The sequence below is a fragment of the Bradyrhizobium sp. WYCCWR 13022 genome, assembly GCF_030435535.1.
Lineage (GTDB): Bacteria > Pseudomonadota > Alphaproteobacteria > Rhizobiales > Xanthobacteraceae > Bradyrhizobium.
In genome coordinates, this window is sequence record NZ_JAUIZJ010000002.1 from 974,983 (window position 1) to 996,961 (window position 21,979).

Here is a 21,979-nt window from a genome sequence, read left to right on the forward strand (position 1 = left end):
CGGCGGGGAAAGCCCATTCCCACCGTCATTCCGGGGCGCGCCGACAGGCGCAAGCCCGGAATGACGAGGGAGTGTCGCGCAGCATTTAGGTGCTATGCGCCGATCCACAATGGTCGGCCGCCGGTGGCGGTGATAAGCCGCAATTCTCGCCCTTCCCACTGATTTCCATTACCAATCCGTCATGGTCGACAAGCAACGCATCATTCCGCTGATCGTGGCCACCGCGCTCTTCATGGAGAACATGGACTCCACGGTGATCGCCACTTCGCTGCCGGCGATCGCGGCCGACATCGGCACCAGCCCGCTGACGCTGAAGCTTGCGATCACCTCGTACCTGCTGTCGCTCGCGGTGTTCATCCCGGCGAGCGGCTGGACCGCCGACCGGTTCGGCGCGCGCATGGTGTTCGCGATCGCGGTCGGCGTGTTCATGATCGGCTCGGTCGGCTGCGCGATCTCGGGGTCGGTGACCGACTTCGTGTTCGCGCGCATCCTGCAGGGCATGGGCGGCGCGATGATGACGCCGGTCGGGCGTCTCGTGCTGCTGCGCTCGGTCGACAAGAGCGCGCTCGTCAACGCGATGGCCTGGGTGACGGTGCCTGCCCTGATAGGTCCCGTGATCGGCCCCCCGCTCGGCGGCTTCATCACGACGTATGCGTCGTGGCACTGGATCTTCCTGATCAACATTCCGATCGGGCTGCTCGGCATCTTCATGGCGTTGAAGTTCATCGATCCCATCAAGAGCGAGACGCAGGAGAAGTTCGATCTCTACGGCATGGTGCTCGCCGGCATCGGCCTTGCGGGCATCGCGTTCGGCCTGTCGGTTGCCGGCCTCAATCTGTTGCCCTGGAGCACGGTGGCAGGCCTGGTTGCCGGCGGCGCGATCTCGATGACGCTCTACGTCATTCACGCCCGCCGGACCGGATCGCCGGTGCTGGACTTCTCGCTGCTGCGGCTGCCGACGTTGCGGGCGGCCATCGTCGGCGGCTTCATGTTCCGGCTCGGCATCGGTGCCCTGCCCTTCCTGCTGCCGCTGTTGATGCAGATCGGCTTCGGGCTGTCGCCGTTTCATTCGGGCCTCGTCACCTTCTCCTCCTCGCTCGGCGCGATGGGCATGAAGACGCTGGCGGCGCGTCTCATCCGCGCCTTCGGCTTCCGCAATCTGATGACGGTGAACGCGATCGTCAGCGCGTTCTTCCTCGGCGTCTGTGCGCTGTTCACGGTGACGACCCCGCTCCTGATCATCATGGTCATCCTGGTGGTCGGCGGCTTCTTCCGTTCGCTGGAGTTCACCGCTATCAACACGGTGGCCTATGCCGACGTCGAAAGCCCGCAGATGAGCCGCGCGACCACACTCGTCAGCGTCAACCAGCAGCTCGCCGTCTCAGCCGGCGTCGCGGTCGGTGCCGCCTCCGTGGAGACGACGATGTGGCTGAACCACGTCAACGAGCTCAACGCCACCGTGTTCATGCCGGCTTTCATCGTCGTGGCGCTGACCTCGGCGGCGTCGAGCTGGTTCTTCTGGCAGATGCCCGCCGACGCCGGCCATGAGATCTCGGGCCGCAAGGCGATCGAGGTCGCGAGCCGCAAGGGCGCGGCCAAGAGCGCCGCAACCGCCGCCGTCAAGACGGCCACGGAAGACACGCAGGACATGCGGGATCAGCGGTTGGGGTAGCCCACGATGCCAATCCCTCAAATTCAGGAGCGCGGAAGCCATTGCGCAATCCGCGCCAGGCTCTGAAAAGGGATTACTCGCCTTTGACCGAGCGACCTCCACGGTGCTCGAACCGAATGGTCATGTCTTGCTTGCCGCAATCTGCAGGATAGGTTGCTTGCCGCATCTGCCTCGCGAGGCTGCCAAACTGCTTGGCGCTTTCCGACATGCGGCGCATCTGAAGTTGAAGATGTGCCAGACCATCCTCAAGCAGAGCGAATTGTTCGAGAAAGCGTTCCTCGATACGTTCTTGTTCAGTGAGACACCTTTGGTTCGTGTCGCGAACGTCAGCACAACATCTCATAGAGTCACTCCTGCGTAGACCATGGATCTGCATGGTCCGAAACGTGACGGTTGCGTAGAGGCCGCTGCCCGTCTGCAGCGAGGCCTCTACCGGTTCGATCCAACGATCACTCAACCGCCGGGACCTTCGTCAGGCCCACGGATCGGAAGATGTGGTGGCCCCGTCGTTCACCCAGCACTCACGCAATCGTAATGACCACCTCGAGATAAGTGCTGGGAACGACGAGGTCGCCGCGATCGCCCCAATTCGATTTCTCCAGCAGATCGAGAATGTCGGCCTCCAGCGCCGCTGCCATGTCCGCGTCCAGCGCGGCGAACGCGCGATTGGTGGGACCGTAGTATGAACGAAACACATCAAGCCAATGGGCCGGAGACCGGTACCGGAAAGTGAACGTCTGCTCCAAGGCATCGATCTGGTGACGCGGAAACAGCTCGCCGAGCCGCGCGACGGTGCCCCATAGGGTCGGCGACCTAACCCCGGATGGCGGCGGCGCATATTTTCCGACGAGCTTGAGGAGCTGACCGATGAATCCGTCCGGCGTCCAGTTGGCGAGCCCTATCTTTCCACCGCGGCGTACCACACGCACGAGCTCGGCCGCCGCCTTGTCCTGATCCGGGGTGAACATGACGCCGAATGTAGACAACGCAGTATCGAAGCTGACGTCGGGAAACGGCAGCGCCTCGGCATCGGCCTCCTGGAAATCGACGGCGACGCGTTCCGCGGCGGCGCGCTCCCGACCCCGCTCGAGAAGCGCGCCGACATAGTCGGTGGACGTGACGTGCGCGAAGCGGCGCGCGGCGGCGAGCGTCGCGTTTCCATTGCCGGCGGCGACGTCGAGCACACGGCTTCCGGCCCGAAGATCGAGAGTCTCGCACAGCCGCTCGCCCACGATCTGAAGCGTGGTCCCAATCATTGCATAGTCGCCTGCCGACCAGACTGCGCGCTGTCGTTGCTTGATGGAGGTATAGTCGAGGGGGAGCGTCGTCACTGACATCAGTCATCTCCTGTTGCCCGGCAGCCCGCCGGAAGCGGCATCGCATCTCGCGATTGGACGACAGCGAGCCATGACTGCACGAAGGCATCCAGTTCCGTATCTGAACCCCGGCGGTACAGATTCTGTACTGGCCAATCCATCGACTTCCTCCTAGCCTCACGAGCTCGGAGATGACTGGCCGAAAGGAAGCGATCGAATGTCGGATGGCGGCTACAATCAGTTCTGCCCAGTTTCAATGGCAGCCGAGGTCATTTGCTCTCGCTGGACGCTGCTTGTCCTGCGCGAGCTGGTGATGGGATCGACTCGGTTCAACGAGCTGCGGCGAGGCGTGCCCAGCATGTCGCCTGCCCTTCTGTCCAAGCGGCTCAAAGAGCTCGAAGCCGCGGGCATCGTCACTCGCGTCGCCGCCGAGCGCGAGTCCGGCGTCCACGAATATCATCTCACCGAAGCGGGGACCGAGCTGCGTCCAATCATCGAAGCCATCGGCGCCTGGGGCCACAGATGGGTGACGACAGAAGCAACCTTGAAGAACCTCGATGCCAACCTCTTGATGTGGGACGTCAGGCGAACTCTCAATACCGATCCGATGCCGCCACGCCGCAACACCATCCAGTTCATTTTCAAGGACAGACCCAATTCGGAGCGCAACTATTGGCTGATCGTGGAGCCGAACAGGGACGTCGACCTCTGCCTCGTCGATCCAGGCTTCGATGTCGATCTCTACGTGTCAACGGATCTTCAATCGATGACCGAGATTTGGCTTGGATACGCAACTGCCGACCAGATGTCGGATGATGGTCGGCTTGTCCTGACCGGGAGCAGCAAGCTGGCCACAAACCTCCGCGCTTGGTTGAAGCTCAGCGTGTACGCCAATTTCGAGAAGAAAGTGGCCTAAGGCTGGGGCTTCCGGACGAGTTGCAGCGCCGATGATCGTTGCGCGTCCTAACCGCGCCCCCGAAATCCCGTCGCCAGCACGTAACGCTCGGACGAATCCTGCCGGCTCGCTGCCGGCTTCACATGGCGTACCGTCGCAAAATCGCGCTTGAGCTGCGCGAGCAGATCGGCATCGGCGCCGCTCTGGAACGTCTTGGCGAGGAACGTGCCGCCGGGCTTGAGCACATCGCAGGCAAACGCAGCCGCGGTCTCGACCAGGCCGACGATGCGGAGTTGGTCGGTCTTTCGGTGGCCGGTGGTATTGGCGGCCATGTCGGACATCACGATATCGGCGCCGCCGCCCAGCATGGCTGTAAGCTTTTCCGGCGCGTCGTTGTCCATGAAGTCGAGCTGCGCAAAGTCGACGCCGGGAATCTCGGGCATCTCCAACAGGTCGATCGCGACGACCTTGCCCTTGCCATCGACCGAGCCGACGCGCTTGGCGGCGATCTGGCTCCAGCCGCCGGGGGCTGCGCCGAGATCGACCACGGCCATGCCGGGCTTGAGCAGGCGGAACTTGTCGTCGATCTCGAGCAGCTTGAACGCTGCGCGCGAGCGATAGCCCGCGGCCTTGGCCTTGGCCACATAGGGATCGTTGAGCTGCCGCTCCAGCCAGAGCTTGGACGACAATTTGCGCTTGCCGCCGGTCTTGACCTGGACGTGCAAGCGGCCGGTGGTGTCTTTCGCCATCTCACCAGCTCCTGAGCGCGCCGTCCTCGCGCATCATCTCGACCAGCATGCCCTCGCGCAGGCCGCGATCGGCGACGCGCAGGCGCGGCAGCGGGAACGCGCGCCTGATCGCATCGAGGATGGCGCAGCCGGCCAGAACGAGATCGGCGCGCTCGACGCTGATGCAGCTGTTGTTGGCGCGGTCCTCGTAGCTCATGCCGAGCAGCTTGTTGATGGTCGCGGTGATGTCGGTATCGTTCATCCAGATGCTGTCGATGCGGCGGCGGTCGTAGCGCAGGAGATTGAGATGGATACCGGCGAGCGTCGTCACGGTGCCTGACGTGCCGAGCAGATGCATGTCGGTGAGATCGCGGCCGTGTTGCTCAGCGAAGGGCGCGACGTGGCTTGCGACTGCGCGCTCCATCGCAGTGTAGATTTCGGGCGTCACGTCGCGGCCGCCGAACTGTTCGGCGAGGGTGACCACACCGTAGGGGATCGACATCCATGCCTTGATGCGCGGCTCCGGATTTTGCGGGTCGCGCTCGATCCGCACCAGCTCGGTCGAGCCGCCGCCGATGTCGAACAGGATCGCGCCGCGGCCCTTCGGATCGACCAGCGGCGAGCAGCCGAGCATGGCGAGCGAGGCTTCGGTCTCGCGGTCGATCACCTCGAGCTCGATGCCGGTCTCGGCCGCGACGCGGCTGCGGAAGCCTTCCGCGTTCGAGGCGGCGCGGCAGGCTTCCGTCGCGATCAGCCGCAGCCGCTTGGCCTTGCGCAGGTTGATCTTGTCCCGGCAAATGCTGAGCGCGGCGATCGCGCGATCGATTGCAGCCTCGCTGATGCACCCCGTCGCCGAGACGCCCTCGCCGAGCCGGATGATCCGCGAGAAGGAATCGACCACGCGAAAGCCATCGTGGGTCGGACAGGCGATCAGGAGCCTGCAATTGTTGGTGCCGAGGTCCAGCGCCGCATAGACGCCGGTTCCCGCTTGCGCGGGGACGGCCGGTTCAGTGGCCAATGCCACCGCCGCCATCGACCCCTCCAGCTCACCGTGCGGCCCATGGCCGTCGCGGAGCCGCGTGTGGTCATTCATACAAACTGTCTTTCCACGACCCTAAGGGTCGATCCGGAATTGCTTTTTCGCCTGAAACATTAGCAGCGCGGCTGACATGCGCAACAACGCATCACAATGGGACCATGTCCATTCGTGCGTTGTCGTGAACGCGGTGGCGGGTTATCTGAGAGATCCCGGTCTCGAAGGCGCCCATAAAACGCGCAATTGCCGGCTTTTCAGGTCATTTCCATGCAAGAACACACCAAATCCTCGACGCTCGAAAATGCTATTGCACTGCAAAAATACGGCGTCGGGCAGCCGGTCCGCCGCAAGGAAGACGACACGCTGGTGCGCGGCAAGGGCCGCTACACCGACGATTTCAACCTGCCCGGCCAGGCCTATGCCGTGATCGTCCGCTCGACCCACGCTCACGGAATCATCCGCGGCATCGGCACCGACGCCGCCAAGGCAATGCCGGGCGTGCTGGGCGTGTGGACCGGCAAGGACATCGATGCCGCCGGCTATGGCCCCTTCACCTGCGGCCTGCCGCTGAAGAACCGTGACGGCTCACCCCTGCTCCAGACCAACCGCCACCCGCTGGCAACCGACAAGGTCCGCTTCGTCGGCGACCCCGTCGCCTTCGTCGTGGCGGAGACGCTGGCGCAGGCCCGCGATGCGGCCGAAGCCGTCGAGCTCGACATCGAGCCGCTGCCGGCGGTGACCGATCCCGAGGAAGCCGCCAAGCCCGGCGCGCCGCAGCTCTACGACCACATCCCGAACAATGTCGCGCTCGACTATCACTATGGCGACATGGAGAAGGTGAACGCCGCCTTCGCCAGCGCCGCCCACGTCACCAGGATCGACATCGAGAACACCCGCGTCGCCGTGGTCTCGATGGAGCCGCGGGTCGGTCTTGCCTCCTACGACAAGGCCACCGAGCGCTACACTATCCAGATGCCGACGCAGGGCGTCGCGGGCAACCGCGCCAACCTCGCCAAGAACCTGAAGGTGCCGAACGAGAAGGTGCGGATCCTCACCGCCAACGTCGGCGGCTCCTTCGGCATGAAGAACGTCAACTACCCCGAATACATGTGCATCCTGTATGCGGCGAAGGCGCTGGGACGCCCGGTGAAATGGCTCGACGAGCGCTCCACCAGCTTTCTTTCCGACAGCCACGGCCGCGCGCAGAAAATCCATGCCGAGCTCGCGCTCGATGCCGAGGGGCATTTCCTCGCGGCGAAACTCTCCGGCTACGGCAATCTCGGCGCCTACATAACCGGCGTTGCGCCGGGGCCGCTGTCGCTCAACACCGGCAAGAACTTTTCCAGCGTCTACCGCACGCCGCTGATGGGCGTCGACATCAAGACGGTGCTGACCAACACCACGCTGATGGGCGCCTATCGCGGCGCCGGCCGGCCCGAGGCCAACTACTACATGGAGCGGCTGATCGACCGCGCCGCCGACGAGATGGGCATCAACCGGCTGACGATGCGCAAGCGCAACTTCATCAAGCCGAACCAGATGCCGTTTCCGGCGTCATCAGGCGTCACCTATGACAGCGGTGACTTCCAGGCCGTGTTCAACAAGGCGCTGGAAATCTCCGACCACGAGAACTTTGCCAAGCGCAAGAAGGAGAGCAAGAAGGCCGGCAAGCTGCGCGGCATCGCGGTCGGCTCCTATCTCGAGGTCACCGCGCCGCCGAGCCCCGAACTCGGCAAGATCGTGTTCGACCCCGACGGCAGCGTGCAGCTGATCACCGGCACGCTGGATTACGGCCAGGGCCACGCGACGCCGTTCGCGCAGGTGCTGTGCGCACAGCTTGGCGTTCCCTTCGAGAGCGTGAAGCTGGTGCAGGGCGACAGCGACATCGTGCACACCGGCAACGGCACCGGCGGCTCGCGCTCGATCACCGCGACCGGGCAAGCCATCGTGGAATCCTCGAAGCTCGTCATCGAGAAGGGCAAGCGCGCCGCCGCGCACATGCTGGAGGCATCCGAAGCCGACATCGAGTTTGCCGACGGCAGCTTCACCATCGCCGGCACCGACCGAAGCATCGACATCATGGAGCTCGCCAAGAAGCTGCATGACGGCAAGGTGCCGGACGGCGTGCCTGACTCGCTCGACGTCGATCACACCAGCGAGCCGATTCCGTCGGCCTTCCCGAACGGCTGCCACGTCGCCGAGGTCGAGGTCGATCCCGAGACCGGCGTGGTGCAGATCGTGCGTTACAGCGCGGTCAACGACTTCGGCACCGTCATCAACCCGATGCTGGTCGCTGGCCAGCTTCACGGCGGCGTCGTCCAGGGCATCGGCCAGGCGCTGATGGAGCATGTCCGCTACGACGAGAGCGGCCAGCCGATCACGGGCTCCCTGATGGACTATGCGCTGCCCCGCGCCGAGGACGTCCCGTTCATGGAGGTCGGTGACCATCCGGTGCCGGCCAAGAGCAATCCCCTGGGCACCAAGGGCTGCGGCGAAGCCGGCTGCGCCGGCAGCCTGTCCACGGTGGTGAACGCGGTGGTGGATGCACTCTCGGACTACGGCATCAAGCACATCGACATGCCGCTGACCCCGGAGCGCGTCTGGCGCGCGATCCAGGATGCGAAGGGCGCGGCGTAAGCGACTGCTGTCTCCAACGCCACACTGTCATCGCCCGCGAAGGCGGGCGATCCAGTACTCCGAGACAATCATGATCGACCGAGAAGCCGCGGCGTACTGGATTCCCCGCCTTCGCGGGGAATGACACCGAGTGTGCGTGCGGGGTGTGCCCCTTCCGGCGCCCTACGCCGCAGCCTGCTCGCGCGGCTGGTAGATCGCGGTGTGCTGGCAATGCGCAATCGGCGTCGTTCCATTGGCCACGACCAGCGCGTCGAACTCGACGAAGCGGTGCCCCTTCTTCTCGTAATTCGCAGCGACCTTCGCTCGCGCGGTGATCTCATCGCCGGTGCGCGCGGCGGACAAGAGCTGCATGCGGCTGCCGACGTGAATCCAAGGGCCCAGAATGGTGTTGTCGACCAGCACGCGGTTCATCACGCGCTGGATCAGTCCGGGATGGCCGAGCCCTTCGCGCGCGAAGACCGGATCGGTCTCCCTGACATCGGCAAGATAGTCGGTGGCCGCCTGCCCGGCCCAGCGGCGCGGCGTGGTGCCCAGCCATTTGCCTGTCTCGAACGTCGTGGGGCTGACCGGTTTGCGCTCGGCGACGGCGGGGACCTCGACATAGTCGCGCAAAGATACCGCCGGCGCAGCCGCCGGCAGCGACGCAGTCCCGGTCGCGCACAGCTCGGTGCGACTGAAAACCTCGATCGTGAGCAGGCCGTTGTGCTCGGTGGCGTCGACATCGGCGGTCTCGCCATCATAGACCGGCTTGATGAAGCGGGCTTCGATCAGCCCGCGCGACAGGAAATCGCGGCCCCAGCGGGCCACCGGCACGTGCATCATGTAGGCGAAGACATCGACGCCCGGGACCAGCCCGCCGGAGAAGCCGAAGCGGCGCGCCACCGTGTCGTCGTGCATCTTGTTTTCGGACTGTTTGGCGGTGTTGTAGGCCTCGACGCGCCAGGTTTCGAGCCGGTTCGGCATGGCTTGGCTTCCCCTCAGTTCTTGTTGTTTCAGAGCTGATCGTAGGCCCCGGGGAACACCGGTCAATCCCCTCGCCTTTGCGGCCCGAATGGGGTACCACGCGGCGAATGACTGACACCCCCACCCGCATCTATGTCGATGCCGACGCCTGCCCAGTGAAGGACGAGATTTATCGCGTCGCGCTCCGGCACGGCGTGCCCGTCAGCGTGGTCGCCGGCAATTTTATCCGCGTGCCGCAGGACCCGCTGATCGAGCGCATCGCCGCGGGCGCTGGGATGGACGCGGCCGACGACTGGATCGCCGAACGGGCGAGGCCCGGCGACGTCGTCGTCACGTCGGACATTCCGCTGGCGAGCCGCTGCGTGAAAGCCGGAGCCGACGTGATCGCGCCGAACGGCAAGCCGTTCACGGAAGAGTCGATCGGCATGACGCTGGCCGTGCGCAACCTGATGACGGATTTGCGCTCGGCCGGCGAAGTCACCGGCGGCCCGCGCTCGTTCTCGCCCCGGGACCGCTCCGCCTTCCTCTCGGCGCTCGATCAGACGCTGCGCCGGATCCAGCGCCGCCGTGCCGCCCAGGCGGCCACGAGTCAGGGCTAGTCATGGCACCCCCGCTGATCCAACTGAAAGACATCAAGCTGACCTTTGGCGGCACGCCGCTGCTGTCGGGCGTCGAGCTCAATGTCGCGCCGTCCGAACGCGTCTGCCTGATCGGCCGCAACGGCTCCGGTAAATCGACGCTGCTCAGAATTGCAGCCGGCCTGGTCGAGCCCGATGACGGTACGCGCTTCGTGCAGCCCGGCGCGACGGTCCGCTATCTGCCGCAGGAGCCCGACTTCGGCGAGTACAAGACCACGCTGGCCTACGTCGAATCCGGGCTCGCCCCCGGCGACGATCAGCACCAGGCGCGCTATCTGCTCGAGCAGCTCGGCCTGACCGGCGAGGAGAACCCGCATAATCTCTCCGGCGGCGAGGCGCGCCGCGCAGCGTTGGCCTATGTGCTCGCGCCCTCGCCCGACATCCTGCTGCTGGACGAGCCGACCAACCATCTCGATCTCTCCACCATCGAATGGCTGGAAAAGGAGCTCGACTCCCGGCGCAGCGCGCTTGTCATCATCAGCCACGATCGCCGCTTCCTCACCAATCTCTCGCGCTCCACCGCCTGGCTCGACCGCGGCAAGATCAAGCAGATCGATCGCGGCTTTGCCTCGTTCGAGACCTGGCGCGACGAGGTGCTGGCGGAGGAGGAACGCGATCAGCACAAGCTCGACCGCAAGATCGTCGACGAGGAGCACTGGCTGCGCCACGGCGTCTCCGGCCGCCGCAAGCGCAACGTCAAGCGGCTCGCCAATCTGCATGTGCTACGCGACCAGCGCCGCAATTATCGCGGCACCGCCGGCACCGCCAGTCTCGCCGCCGCTGAAGCCGAGCAATCCGGCAAGCTGGTGATCGAGGCCAAGGGCATCAGCAAGGCCTATGGCGATCGCGTGATCGTCGACAATTTCTCCACCCGCATCCAGCGCGGCGACCGGCTCGGCATCATCGGCCCGAACGGCGCCGGCAAGACCACGCTGGTCAATCTCTTGACCGGTGCTGCGCAACCAGATTCCGGCACGGTACGGTTAGGAGCCAATCTCGAGACCGCCACGCTCGACCAACATCGTGAAAGCCTCGATCCCAAGTCGACGCTGGCCGAGGCGCTGACCGGCGGTCGTGGCGATCAAATCATGGTCGGCGGCAAGCCGAAGCACGTCGTCGGCTACATGAAGGACTTCCTGTTCGGCCAGGAGCAGCGTGGCACGCCGGTGGAGGTGCTCTCTGGCGGTGAGCGCGGCCGGCTGATGCTGGCGCGCGCGCTGGCGAAGCCCTCGAACCTCCTGGTGCTGGACGAGCCGACCAACGATCTCGATCTCGAGACGCTCGACGTGCTCGAGGAGATGCTCGGCGACTACGAGGGCACGGTCATCCTGATCAGCCACGACCGCGACTTCCTCGATCGCGTCGTCACCTCCGTGATCGCGCCGGAGGGCAACGGCAAGTGGATCGAATATGCCGGCGGCTACAGCGACATGCTGGCGCAACGCGGCACGGACCTCAAGCGCGAGACCACGAAAGCGCAGCCGACCGCAGAGAAAAAGGAGGAGCGCGTTGCTGCGCCCGCCTCCGCGCCGAAGCGCAAGCTGAGCTTCAACGAGAAGCACGCGCTGGAAACGCTGCCGCAGAAGATGGAATCGTTGCAGGCCGACATCGCCAAGCTGCAGCGCGTGCTTGACGATCCCAATCTCTATGCAAAAGATCGCAAGAAATTCGACGATACCTCGGCCGCCATCGCCAGGGCACATGAAGACCTGTCCGCAGCCGAAGAGCGCTGGCTCGAACTCGAAATGCTCCGCGAAGAGATAGAACAGGCTTGACCCATGACCACTCCCCTCGCCGCAAAAATCGCCCGCGAATACGGCACGCCCTGCGCCGTCATCGACATGGACAGGGTCGAGCGCAACATTGCGCGCATCCAGAAGGCCTGCGACGACGCCGGCATCGCCAACCGGCCGCATATCAAGACGCACAAGAACCCGACGATCGCGAAGATGCAGGTCGCGGCCGGCGCCAAGGGCATCACCTGCCAGAAGATCGGCGAGGCCGAGATCATGGCCAATGCCGGCATCGACGACATCCTGATCAGCTACAATCTGCTCGGCGAGGAAAAGATGGCGCGGCTCGGCGCGCTCAATGCCAAGACCAGGATGACGGTCGCCGCCGACAATTCGACCGTCGTTGCCGGACTGCCCAAGGCCGCCGCGGCCTCGGGCCGTCCGCTCTCGGTGGTGGTCGAATGCGATACGGGGCGCAAGCGCGCGGGCGTCGAGACGCCCGCGGAAGCGATCGCGCTGGCGCGCGAGATCGCCGCGTCGAAGGGGCTCGAATTTGCCGGCTTCATGCTCTACCCGACCGAGACTGGCTGGGGCGATGCGCAGAAATTCTTCGACGAGGCACTGGCCGGCGTGCGCGCGCACGGGCTGGACGCCAAGATCGTCTCGACCGGCGGCACACCGAATCTGGTCAACATCGGCAAGCTCAGGGGCGGCACCGAGCATCGCTTCGGCACCTATATTTACAACGACCGCATGCAGGTCGCAGCCGGCTCTGCCACCTGGGACGATTGCGCGCTGCACGTCTATTCGACGGTGGTGAGCCGCGCCGCCCCCGAGCGCGGCATTCTCGATGCCGGCTCGAAGACATTGACGACCGACACCGGCGGCCTCGACGGCCACGGCCTGATCCTCGAGCACCCCGAGGCCAAGATCGCCAAATTCGCAGAGGAGCACGGCTTCCTCGACCTCTCCCGCAGCAACACACGCCCGAATGTCGGCGATGTCGTCCGCATCGTGCCGAACCACGTCTGCGTCGTCGTCAACATGATGGACGAGGTGGTGATGGTCCGCGGCGATGAGATCATCGGCACGCTTCCGGTGGCGGCGCGCGGGAAGTTGCGATAGCGCACCGGTCTCTCTCCGTCATTGCGAGGCGCCCTTGTGACGAAGCAATCCAGTCTGGATTGCGTCGCTGCGCGGTTAGCGGCTGAGCCACTCCAGCACGCCCCTGCCTGCAGCCGCCCCCGTCGCGAACGATGCTTGGAGCAGATAGCCGCCGGTCGGGGCTTCCCAATCCAGCATCTCGCCGGCGGCGAACACGCCGGGCAATTTGCGCAGCATGAAGCGGTCGTCGAGCTCGTCGAAGGCGATCCCGCCCGCCGTCGAGATCGCGCGATCGATCGGCGCGATGCCGGTGAGCTGAACCGGAATCGCATTCGCCAGGTGCGCAAGCTCCGTCGGTGAGAACGCCGCCAGCGATCGGCCTGAGGCAATGGTCGCCTCCTGCATCAGGCCAATGCCGACCGGCGACAATTGCGCGGCCTTGCGCAGGAAATTTGCGAGCGATTGCTTGCCGCGTGTCCCTGATAGCCGCGTGGTCAGCGCGTCGGCGGTGAGATCCGGCCGCAACGCGATCGTCAAGGTCGCCTGCCCGATCGCCAGCACCGCCTCGCGCAGCTCCGCCGACAACGCGTAGATCGCACCGCCTTCGATGCCGCTGCGGGTGATCATCGCTTCGCCGCGCACCGTGTGCGCGCCGACCGTCAGCGCCACGCCCTTGAGCGGCTGGCCTTCGAAGCGGTCGCGAAATACGTCGGACCATGCGACCGTGAAGGCGGAATTTGCGGGCCTCAGCTTGGAGATGGCAACACCCTTCGCGGCGAGGCAATCGACCCACGCACCGTCCGAGCCCAATCGCGGCCAGCTCGCACCACCAAGCGCGAGCACGGTTGCCTTGGCATCGATCGCAAGCAGGCCCTCGGGCGTTTGGAATTGCAGCCGCCCCTCCCCATCCCAGCCGGTCCAGCGGTGCCGAAACGCGAACCGCACACCAGATGCATCGAGCCGCCGCAGCCAGGCGCGCAGCAGGGGCGAGGCCTTGAACGTCCTTGGAAACACCCGTCCGCTGCTGCCGACGAAGGTCAGCTGCCCAAGGCCTGCGCTCCAGTCGCGCAGCGCGTCGGGTGGAAACGCTTCGGCCGCGGCGCGCAGATGCGGCATCGCTTCGCGGTAGCGCTCGAGGAAACCCGCTAGCGGCTCGCTGTGGGTAAGATTGAGGCCACCACGTCCGGCCATCAGGAATTTACGGCCGGCTGACGGCATCGCATCGTAGACGGTGACGCGAGCCCCGCCCGCCGCGAGCACCTCCGCCGCCATCAGCCCGGCGGGACCGGCCCCGATGACGGCGATGTCAGTCAGAGCTTGATCCCCGCCCGTGCCGCGGCCTGCGCCACGTATTTCTGCGTCTGCTCGAAGGCACCCGCCAGCGCCTTGGCCTTCGACATGTCGCTGATCTCGGCGAAATGCGCGGCGACCGCATCGGGCGTCCATTCGGACTCCGGCAGGTTGATGCCCTCGCTCTCCAGGATCTTGATCACCGCGAAGGAGCCGGCGCCGGCGCCCATGATGGTGCGGGTCGGCGCGTCCTCGCTCAGCATATACTCGACCGCGGGCGTGATCGCGTTCGGCTTCATCAATTGCAGCGCCTGCGGCGGCAGCAGCTCTTCGGTCATGCGGGTCGCCGCCGTCGGCGAGATGATGTTGACGCGGATGTCGTTCTTGCGGCCCTCTTCCGCGAGCACGTTCATCAGGCCGACCATGCCTGATTTCGCCGCGCCGTAATTGGCCTGACCGAAATTGCCGTAGAGGCCGGAGGACGAGGTCGTCAGCACGATGCGGCCGTAATTGCGGTCGCGCATGCCGGCCCAGACCGCCTTGCAGCAGTAGAAGGTGCCGACGAGATGCACGTCGAGCACCTTCTGGAAATCGGCCGCTTCCATCTTGCCGAACGACTTGTCGCGCAAAATGCCGGCATTGGCGCACATGATGTCGACGCTGCCCCACTCCTTGGTCGCGCGCTCGACCATGGCGGTGACCTGCTCGAAATTCGAGACGTCGGCGCCGTCGGCCATCGCGGTGCCGCCGGCCTTGCGGATCTCCTCGACCACGGCTTCGGCCGGCGAGAGCGAGGCGCCGGTACCGTCGCGCGCGCCGCCGAAATCGTTGACCACGACTTTCGCGCCGCGGCTCGCAAGGCCCAGCGCATGCGCCTTGCCGAGACCATTGCCCGCGCCGGTGACGATGGCGACGCGTCCGTCGAACCTGATTGCCATGAAAGCTTCCTTTTCTTCCTTCTCCGCTTGTGGGAGAGGGTGAAATCCGCGAAAATTCGTCAGCTTTTGAGCAGCGATGGATCGCCGGGTCAAGCCCGGCCACGGCGGACGGACTTACGCGAAGTAAGTCAGGCCGAGCCACTCCGCGACCAGCGCGGGCTTGTCCTCGCCTTCGATCTCCACCGTCACGTTGGTACGGGTCTGCAATTCGTTGGGCTTGCGCAGCTTGGCTTCCGCCAGCACGAAGCGGCCACGGACGCGCTTGCCCGAGCGCACCGGCGAGATGAAGCGCAGCTTGTCGAACCCGTAGTTCACGCCCATCGTGGCGCCTGCAACCGCCGGCATCACCTCATAGGACATGATCGACAGCAGCGACATCGTCAGGAATCCGTGCGCGATGGTGGTGCCGAACGCGGTCTCCTTCTTCGCCCTTTCAGGATCGACGTGGATGAATTGGTGATCCTCGATCACGTCGGCATAGGTGTCGATGCGGGGCTGGTCGATCAGGTGCCAGGACGATACGCCGATCTCCTTGCCGACCATGGCCTGATAGGCCTCGAGTGTGATCGGCGGCTTCTTCCAGATTTCGTTCATGTCGCTTCAGGTCTCGCTTCTCGTTTTAGGCAGCTCCGGAAAATCCTCCTCGCGGAATTCCCGGCCGCGCAGCGGATCGTCGCGATCGTTGTCGCGTTCGAGCCGTCGTAGCTGCACGCGCCGGATTTTGCCAGAGATCGTCTTCGGCAATTCGGTGACGATTTCGATCCGCCGGATACGCTTGAAGGGCGCAAGGCGCGTATGCAGGTGCTTGAAGATGGAGAGCGCCGTCTCCGGCGAGCGCTCCGCGCCCGAGGTCAGCAGCACGAAGGCCTTGGGGATCGCGAGCCGGATGGGATCGGGACTCGGCACCACCGCGGCTTCCGCGACAAGTTCGTGCTCCAGCAGCACGCTCTCCAGCTCGAACGGGCTGATGCGATAGTCGGAGGATTTGAACACGTCATCGGAGCGGCCGACGAAGGTGAGATAGCCATCTTCGTCCGCGAAGACCACGTCGCCGCTGCGATAGAGCTCGCCTTCGGCGCCGGACAGCTTGCCGTCGTCACCCTGATAGCCCTGCATCAAGCCGGCGGGACGGTCGGCACCCAGCAGCAGCGCCACCTCGCCCTCCTTGGCCGGGTGGCCGTCGGCGTCGCTGACCTGCACGCGATAGCCCGGCAGCGGCCGGCCCATCGAGCCGACCTTGATCTTCTGGCCCGGCGAGTTGCCGGCAAGCGCGGTGGTCTCGGTCTGGCCGTAGCCGTCGCGGATGGTGAGTCCCCAGGCGGCCTGCACCTGGTCGATCACTTCAGGGTTGAGCGGCTCGCCTGCGCCGCAGACCTCACGCAAGCTCATTTTGAACGAGGCCAGGTTCTCCTGAATGAACAGCCGCCACACGGTCGGCGGCGCGCACAACGTGGTGACGCCACAACGGCCGATGGTGGCGAGCAGGCCCTTGGCATCGAAGCGCGGCTGGTTGACCACGAACACGGTCGCGCCGGCATTCCACGGCGCGAAGAAGCAGCTCCAGGCATGCTTGGCCCAGCCGGGCGATGAGATGTTCAGATGGACGTCGCCGGGCTTCAGCCCGATCCAGTACATGGTGGAGAGGTGGCCTACGGGATAGCTGCGTTGGCTGTGCCGCACCAGCTTCGGTTTGGCCGTCGTGCCCGAAGTGAAATAGAGCAGCATCGGGTCGTCGGCGTTGGTCGGACCATCAGGCGTAAAACTCTCCGAAGCTTTGGCCGCCTCGTCATAGGCAAGCCAGCCATCGGACGCCTCGCCCACGACGATCCGCGCGATACCGTCGACGCCAAGACTTGCGAACTTCGCGACCTGGTCCTGCGCGGCCACCACGGCCTTCGCTCTGCCGCGATCAAGCCGGTCGCGCAGTTCCTCGGCCGTCAGGAGCGTGGTCGCGGGGATCACGACGACGCCGAGTTTTATTGCCGCCAGCATGGTCTCCCACAGCGGAACCACATTGCCGAGCAGCAGCAGGAGATGGTCGCCGCGCTTGAGGCCCTGCGCGCGGAGAAAATTGGCAACCTGGTTGGAGCGCAGCGAGAGCGCGGCGAAGGACAGCTTTATCTGCTTGTCCTGCGCAGCATCGACAATCCAGAGCGCGGGCCGATCCTTGCTCTCCGCATTCGTCGCCAGCTCGGCGTCGAACCAGTCGAGCGCCCAGTTGAAGGGGTCGGGATCGGGCCAGCGGAAATCCCTAACCGCTGTCTCGTAATCCGTGCGGTGTGCGAGAAGAAACGCGCGCGCGTCCTGAAATGTCGTCATCAAGCTTTCCCGGCTAACGCCCTAACGTGCTTGATAATTCCGGAAAAATCCACCCCGCCCTGGCCTGCTGCGTCGAAAGACTGATAGATCTCCTGCGCACGCTTGCCGAGCGGCGTCGCCGCCCCCGCAGCCTTCGCGGCGTCCTGCGCCAGCGTCAGGTCCTTCACCATCAGCGCCGAGGCAAAACCCGGCTTGTAGTCGTTGTTGGCCGGTGAAGTCGGCACCGGACCGGGAACCGGGCAATAGGTGGTCAGCGACCAGCACTGGCCCGACGAGGTCGAGGCGACGTCGAACAGCGCCTGATGCGAGAGGCCGAGCTTTTCGCCGAGCGCGAAGGCTTCGCTTACCGCGATCATGGAAATACCGAGGATCATGTTGTTGCAGATTTTTGCGGCCTGGCCGGCGCCGGCGCCGCCGCAATGCACGATCTTCTTGCCCATTTTCTCCAGCACGGGCTTGGCCGCCGCAAACGCGCCGTCCTCGCCGCCGCACATGAAGGTGAGCGTTGCGCCCTTGGCACCACCGGTGCCGCCGGAGACCGGCGCGTCGACCGAGAGCACGCCGTTCTTCGCCGCCAGCGCATGAGCCTGACGCGCGCTTTCCACGTCGATAGTGGAGCTATCGATAATCAACGTGCCCTTGGCCATGGCGGGAACGACCTCGTTCCAGACGCCGAGCACATGCTTGCCTGCGGGCAGCATGGTGACGACGACATCGGCGCCCTTCACAGCACCCGCGGCGCTGTCCGCGATGCCGGCGCCGTCGGCCTTGGCCTGATTGCGGGAGGCTTCGACGAGATCGAACGCCACCACCTTGTGGCCGGCCTTGACCAGATTGGCCGCCATCGGGCCGCCCATGTTGCCGAGACCGATGAATGCGATCGTGGCCATTGTCGTTTCCTCCGCTCGTTTCGTTGATTAGTTGAACTTCAGCTCATCCGCGCCGATCTCGGCGAGATACGGCGCCAGCATTTGCGGCGTCACATCCTCGATCCGCGGCGGCGACCAGGTCGGGTTGCGATCCTTGTCGATCACGGCGGCGCGCACACCCTCGCGGAAATCGTCGCTGCGGAACACTTCGCACGCCGCGCGATATTCGCGCACCAGGCACTCTTCCAGGCTCGGCGCAGTACGCGCGAGCCGCAGCAGTTTCAGCGTCACCACCATACCGCGCGGCGATTTCTCGTTCAGCGTCTTCAGCGTCGCCAGCGCGAACTCGGAGCCGTCGCGCTTGAGCGCGGCGAAAATGTCTTCCATCCGGTCGAAGCCGAACAGCGCATCGATGACGGGTTCTTTCGCTGCCACCGGACCCGCGGTCTCACCGGTGGCAAAACCGTCGATGAGCTTGCTGACATCGGCCGCGGTCACACCCGGGCGAACCTTGGTCAGCGCCTCGCGTAACGCAGGCAACTTCACCGCCTGAACCACCCAATCGGCGAACTTCGCATGAATCGCGTCCGGTCCGTTCATGGTCTGGCCGGTCAGGCCGAAGAACGTGCCGATCTCGCCCGGCGAGCGCGACAACAACCAAGTGCCGCCGACATCGGGGAAGAAGCCGAGCCCGACCTCGGGCATCGCAAGTTTCGTCCGATCCGTAACCACGCGGTGGCTCGCATGCGCGGACAGGCCGACACCACCGCCCATCACGATGCCGTCCATGAAGGCGACATAGGGCTTTGGAAACTTCTTGATCCGGGCGTTGAGGATGTATTCCTCGCGCCACAGGATCCTGCCGAGATCACCGTTGACCTTCGAACTCTCCCAGAGCGCGCGGATGTCGCCGCCGGCGCACAAGCCGCGCTCGCCGGCGCCTTCCAGCAGGATCACGGCGACGGCGGAATCGGCCTCGAAGCGGTCGAGCGCCTTCTCGATGTCGCGAAACATCTCCAGCGTCACGGCATTGATCGCCTTGGGGCGATTGAGCCTGACAATGCCGGCCGCGCCCTCGACACGGGCGACGAGATCGCCCTCTTCCACCGAACTCATCGCGCGCCCTCGATCAATTTGCGCGCCACGATGAGCCGCATGATTTCGTTGGTGCCTTCGAGAATCTGGTGCACGCGCAGATCGCGCACGATCTTCTCGATTCCGTATTCGCTGAGATAGCCGTAGCCGCCGTGCAGTTGCAGCGCATGGTTGGCGACCTCGAAGCCGACATCGGTACCGAAGCGTTTTGCCATCGCACAGAGCATGGTGGCGTCGGGGTCCTTGCGGTCGAGCGCAGCCGCCGCGCGCCAGAGGAAGGTGCGTGCGGCCTCCAGCTCGATCGCCATGTCGGCAAGCTTGAATTGAAGCGCCTGGAACTCGTCGAGGCGCTTTCCGAAAGCCTTGCGGTCCTTCATGTAGGCGCGCGCCTTGTCGAGCGCAGTCTGCGCGCCGCCGAGCGAACATGCCGTGATGTTGAGTCGGCCGCCGTCGAGGCCGGCCATGGCGATCTTGAAACCGACGCCCTCCTCGCTCAGCCGGTTGGCGACGGGCACGCGGGCATTTTCGAACATCACCGCGCGGGTCGGCTGCGCGTTCCAGCCCATCTTGCGCTCATTGGCGCCGAAGGAGACACCCGGCGTCTTGCCGTCGATGACGAGGGTCGAGATGCCGCCGGGGCCGTCGCCGCCGGTGCGCACCATCGCGACCAGCAGGTCGGTGCCGCCGGCGCCGGAGATGAACTGCTTCTGACCGTCGAGGACGTAGTGATCGCCGTCGCGCACCGCGCGCGTGCGAAGGGCCGCCGCATCGGAGCCGGCGCCCGGCTCGGTCAGGCAATAGCTCGCGATCAGCTCCATCGTGCAGAGCTTTGGCAGCCATTGATGGCGCTGGGTGTCGCTGCCGAAGGCATCGATCATCCAGCTCGCCATGTTGTGAATGGAGATGAACGCCGAAGTGGTCGGGCAGCCCGTCGCCAGCGCCTCGAAGATCAGCGCCGCGTCGAACCGCGTCATGGCGGAGCCACCGACATCCTCGCGGATGTAGATGCCGCCCATGCCGAGCGTTGCGGCCTCGCGCATCACGTCGACGGGGAAATGCTTCTCCTCGTCCCAGCGCAACGCGTGCGGCGCGATCCGCGAAGCCGCAAACGCCAACGCCATGTCGCGAACCGCGACCTGATCCTCGTTCAGAGCGAACTGCATCGTGCCCTCGCTCCTGGGAGGCTTACTTCATCAGCGGGATCGAGAACTCCGCACCTTCCTTGACGCCGGACGGCCAGCGCGAGGTCACCGTCTTGGTCTTGGTGTAGAAGCGGACCGAGTCCGGGCCGTGCTGGTTGAGATCGCCGAATCCGGACTTCTTCCAGCCGCCGAAGGTGTAATAGGCGATCGGCACCGGGATCGGCACGTTGATGCCGACCATGCCGACATTGACCTTGGCCGCGAAGTCGCGGGCAGCGTCGCCGTCACGAGTAAAGATGGCAACGCCGTTGCCGTAATCATGCTCGGACGGCAGCGCCAGCGCTTCCTTGTAGTCGTGCGCGCGCACGACCGAGAGCACCGGGCCGAAAATCTCTTCCTTGTAGATCCGCATGTCCCTGGTGACGTTGTCGAACAGCGAACCGCCGAGATAGAAGCCCTTCTCGTAGCCCTGCATCTTGAAGCCGCGGCCGTCGACGGCAAGCGTCGCACCTTCCTTGATGCCGATGTCGATGTAGCTCTTGACCTTCTCGACTGCCTCGCGTGTCACCAGCGGACCATAATCGGCCGACGGATCGATCGAGGTGCCGATCTTGAGGCTCTCGACGCGCGGGATCAGCTTGTCCATCAGACGGTCGGCGGTGGTCTTGCCGACTGGAACAGCGACCGAGACGGCCATGCAGCGCTCGCCGGCCGAGCCGTAGCCCGCCCCGATCAGCGCGTCGACAGCCTGGTCCATGTCGGCATCCGGCATGATGATGGCGTGATTCTTGGCGCCACCGAAGCACTGGCAGCGCTTGCCGGTCTGGGCAGCGCGCTCATAGATGTATTGCGCGATCGGCGTCGAGCCGACGAAGCCGACGGCCTTGATATCGGGGTCGTCGAGGATGGCATCGACCGCTTCCTTGTCGCCGTTGACGACGTTGAGGATGCCGGCCGGCAGGCCCGCCTCGATCATCAGTTCGGCAAGCTTCATCGGCACGCCGGGATCGCGCTCGGACGGCTTCAGGATGAAGGCGTTGCCGCAGGCGATCGCAGGCGCGAACTTCCACATCGGGATCATTGCCGGAAAGTTGAACGGCGTGATTCCGGCAACGACGCCGAGCGGCTGGCGCATGGAATAGATGTCGATGCCGGGGCCGGCACCTTCGGTGTATTCGCCCTTCATCAGATGAGGAATGCCGCAGGCGAACTCGGCGACTTCGAGGCCGCGCTGGATGTCGCCCTTGGCGTCGGGCACGGTCTTGCCGTGCTCGCGCGCGAGCAGCTCGGCGAGCTTGTCATAGTCGCGCTGCACCAGTTCGACGAATTTCGTCATGACGCGGGCGCGGCGCTGCGGATTCGTCGCGGCCCATTCGGGCTGCGCGGCGCGAGCGTTCTCGACGGCGGCACGGACTTCGGCCTTGGAGGCCAGCGCGACCTTGGCCTGGACGTCACCGGTCATCGGCTCGAAGACGTCGGCGGTACGGCCCGACTTACCCTTGACTTCCTTGCCACCGATGAAGTGCCCGACGTCGCGCATGAATACCTCCCACAGGACGGGTTAGATCGCTTTGACAAATCCTATCGACCTGCATTTTATAGGA

17 protein-coding genes and 1 pseudogene are annotated in these 21,979 nt (G+C 65.0%); 6 read left to right on the plus strand and 12 right to left on the minus strand.

All coding sequences use genetic code 11. The features are described 5' to 3' along the window. The first annotated feature begins 181 nt into the window (after positions 1–181). Positions 182–1,672 (plus strand): MFS transporter, encoded by a 1,491-nt coding sequence (locus tag QY049_RS05890; protein WP_258762039.1) that lies wholly within the window; start codon positions 182–184, stop codon positions 1,670–1,672. Between the two features lie 521 nt (positions 1,673–2,193). Here the strand turns inward: QY049_RS05890 and QY049_RS05895 are convergent. Then, positions 2,194–3,009: a class I SAM-dependent methyltransferase gene (locus tag QY049_RS05895; protein WP_301269192.1), complete on the minus strand. Its 816-nt coding sequence runs from the start codon at positions 3,007–3,009 to the stop codon at positions 2,194–2,196. A gap of 196 nt (positions 3,010–3,205) precedes the next feature. Between QY049_RS05895 and QY049_RS05900 the strand changes: the two genes are divergently transcribed. Then, entirely contained in the window at positions 3,206–3,904 is a 699-nt protein-coding gene (locus tag QY049_RS05900) for a helix-turn-helix domain-containing protein (protein WP_258762040.1), read from the plus strand. Between the two features lie 47 nt (positions 3,905–3,951). Here QY049_RS05900 and QY049_RS05905 read toward each other — a convergent pair whose 3' ends face one another. After that, positions 3,952–4,632 carry an RlmE family RNA methyltransferase gene (locus tag QY049_RS05905; RefSeq protein ID WP_258762041.1) on the minus strand — a complete coding sequence of 227 codons (681 nt, stop codon included), beginning with the start codon at positions 4,630–4,632 and terminating at the stop codon, positions 3,952–3,954. A gap of 1 nt (position 4,633) precedes the next feature. Next, positions 4,634–5,704 (minus strand): Ppx/GppA phosphatase family protein, encoded by a 1,071-nt coding sequence (locus QY049_RS05910; RefSeq protein WP_194476367.1) that lies wholly within the window; start codon positions 5,702–5,704, stop codon positions 4,634–4,636. A 210-nt stretch (positions 5,705–5,914) separates the two neighbouring features. On the opposite strand from QY049_RS05910, the gene QY049_RS05915 reads away from it, so the two are divergent. Then, the gene (locus QY049_RS05915; RefSeq protein ID WP_258762042.1) at positions 5,915–8,284 is read left to right on the plus strand and encodes a xanthine dehydrogenase family protein molybdopterin-binding subunit; all 2,370 of its coding nucleotides are present in this window, start codon (positions 5,915–5,917) and stop codon (positions 8,282–8,284) included. 162 nt (positions 8,285–8,446) lie between these two features. Here the strand turns inward: QY049_RS05915 and QY049_RS05920 are convergent, their stop codons facing one another. After that, positions 8,447–9,247, minus strand: coding sequence for a hypothetical protein (locus QY049_RS05920; RefSeq protein ID WP_301269193.1), 801 nt, complete (start codon positions 9,245–9,247; stop codon positions 8,447–8,449). Positions 9,248–9,354: 107 nt separating this feature from the next. On the opposite strand from QY049_RS05920, the gene QY049_RS05925 reads away from it, so the two are divergent. From QY049_RS05925 to QY049_RS05935, 3 genes are read left to right on the plus strand one after another with little or no spacing between them, the layout of a single operon-like run. Next, a complete protein-coding gene (locus tag QY049_RS05925) occupies positions 9,355–9,846 on the plus strand; it encodes a YaiI/YqxD family protein (RefSeq protein WP_301269194.1) in 492 nt (163 codons plus the stop codon). 2 nt (positions 9,847–9,848) lie between these two features. Next, a complete protein-coding gene (locus QY049_RS05930; RefSeq protein WP_258762045.1) occupies positions 9,849–11,660 on the plus strand; it encodes an ABC-F family ATP-binding cassette domain-containing protein in 1,812 nt (603 codons plus the stop codon). A 3-nt stretch (positions 11,661–11,663) separates the two neighbouring features. Further along, a complete protein-coding gene (locus tag QY049_RS05935) occupies positions 11,664–12,743 on the plus strand; it encodes a D-TA family PLP-dependent enzyme (RefSeq protein ID WP_194476372.1) in 1,080 nt (359 codons plus the stop codon). A 75-nt stretch (positions 12,744–12,818) separates the two neighbouring features. On the opposite strand, the gene QY049_RS05940 is transcribed toward QY049_RS05935, so the two are convergent. From QY049_RS05940 to QY049_RS05975, 8 genes and pseudogenes are all read right to left on the minus strand, one after another. Next, on the minus strand, positions 12,819–14,036 hold the full coding sequence (locus QY049_RS05940) for a TIGR03862 family flavoprotein (protein ID WP_258766980.1): 1,218 nt from the start codon (positions 14,034–14,036) through the stop codon (positions 12,819–12,821). Next, positions 14,033–14,950 carry an SDR family NAD(P)-dependent oxidoreductase gene (locus tag QY049_RS05945; RefSeq protein WP_246755550.1) on the minus strand — a complete coding sequence of 306 codons (918 nt, stop codon included), beginning with the start codon at positions 14,948–14,950 and terminating at the stop codon, positions 14,033–14,035. Before QY049_RS05945 ends, QY049_RS05940 begins: the two co-directional genes overlap by 4 nt. Before the next feature lie 114 nt (positions 14,951–15,064). Next, positions 15,065–15,544 (minus strand): MaoC family dehydratase, encoded by a 480-nt coding sequence (locus QY049_RS05950; RefSeq protein WP_258762046.1) that lies wholly within the window; start codon positions 15,542–15,544, stop codon positions 15,065–15,067. A gap of 6 nt (positions 15,545–15,550) precedes the next feature. After that, entirely contained in the window at positions 15,551–17,269 is a 1,719-nt protein-coding gene (locus QY049_RS05955; protein WP_258762047.1) for an AMP-binding protein, read from the minus strand. Further along, positions 17,269–18,162, minus strand: a pseudogene (gene mmsB, locus QY049_RS05960) (3-hydroxyisobutyrate dehydrogenase); the annotation flags it as partial. The pseudogene mmsB and the gene QY049_RS05955, both read right to left, overlap by 1 nt. Positions 18,163–18,186: 24 nt before the next feature. Then, positions 18,187–19,254: an enoyl-CoA hydratase/isomerase family protein gene (locus QY049_RS05965; RefSeq protein ID WP_194476377.1), complete on the minus strand. Its 1,068-nt coding sequence runs from the start codon at positions 19,252–19,254 to the stop codon at positions 18,187–18,189. Further along, positions 19,251–20,396: an isobutyryl-CoA dehydrogenase gene (locus QY049_RS05970; RefSeq protein ID WP_194476378.1), complete on the minus strand. Its 1,146-nt coding sequence runs from the start codon at positions 20,394–20,396 to the stop codon at positions 19,251–19,253. The genes QY049_RS05965 and QY049_RS05970 overlap by 4 nt, the downstream gene beginning before the upstream one ends. Before the next feature lie 22 nt (positions 20,397–20,418). Further along, a complete protein-coding gene (locus QY049_RS05975; RefSeq protein WP_194476379.1) occupies positions 20,419–21,915 on the minus strand; it encodes a CoA-acylating methylmalonate-semialdehyde dehydrogenase in 1,497 nt (498 codons plus the stop codon). Positions 21,916–21,979 lie beyond the last annotated feature (64 nt).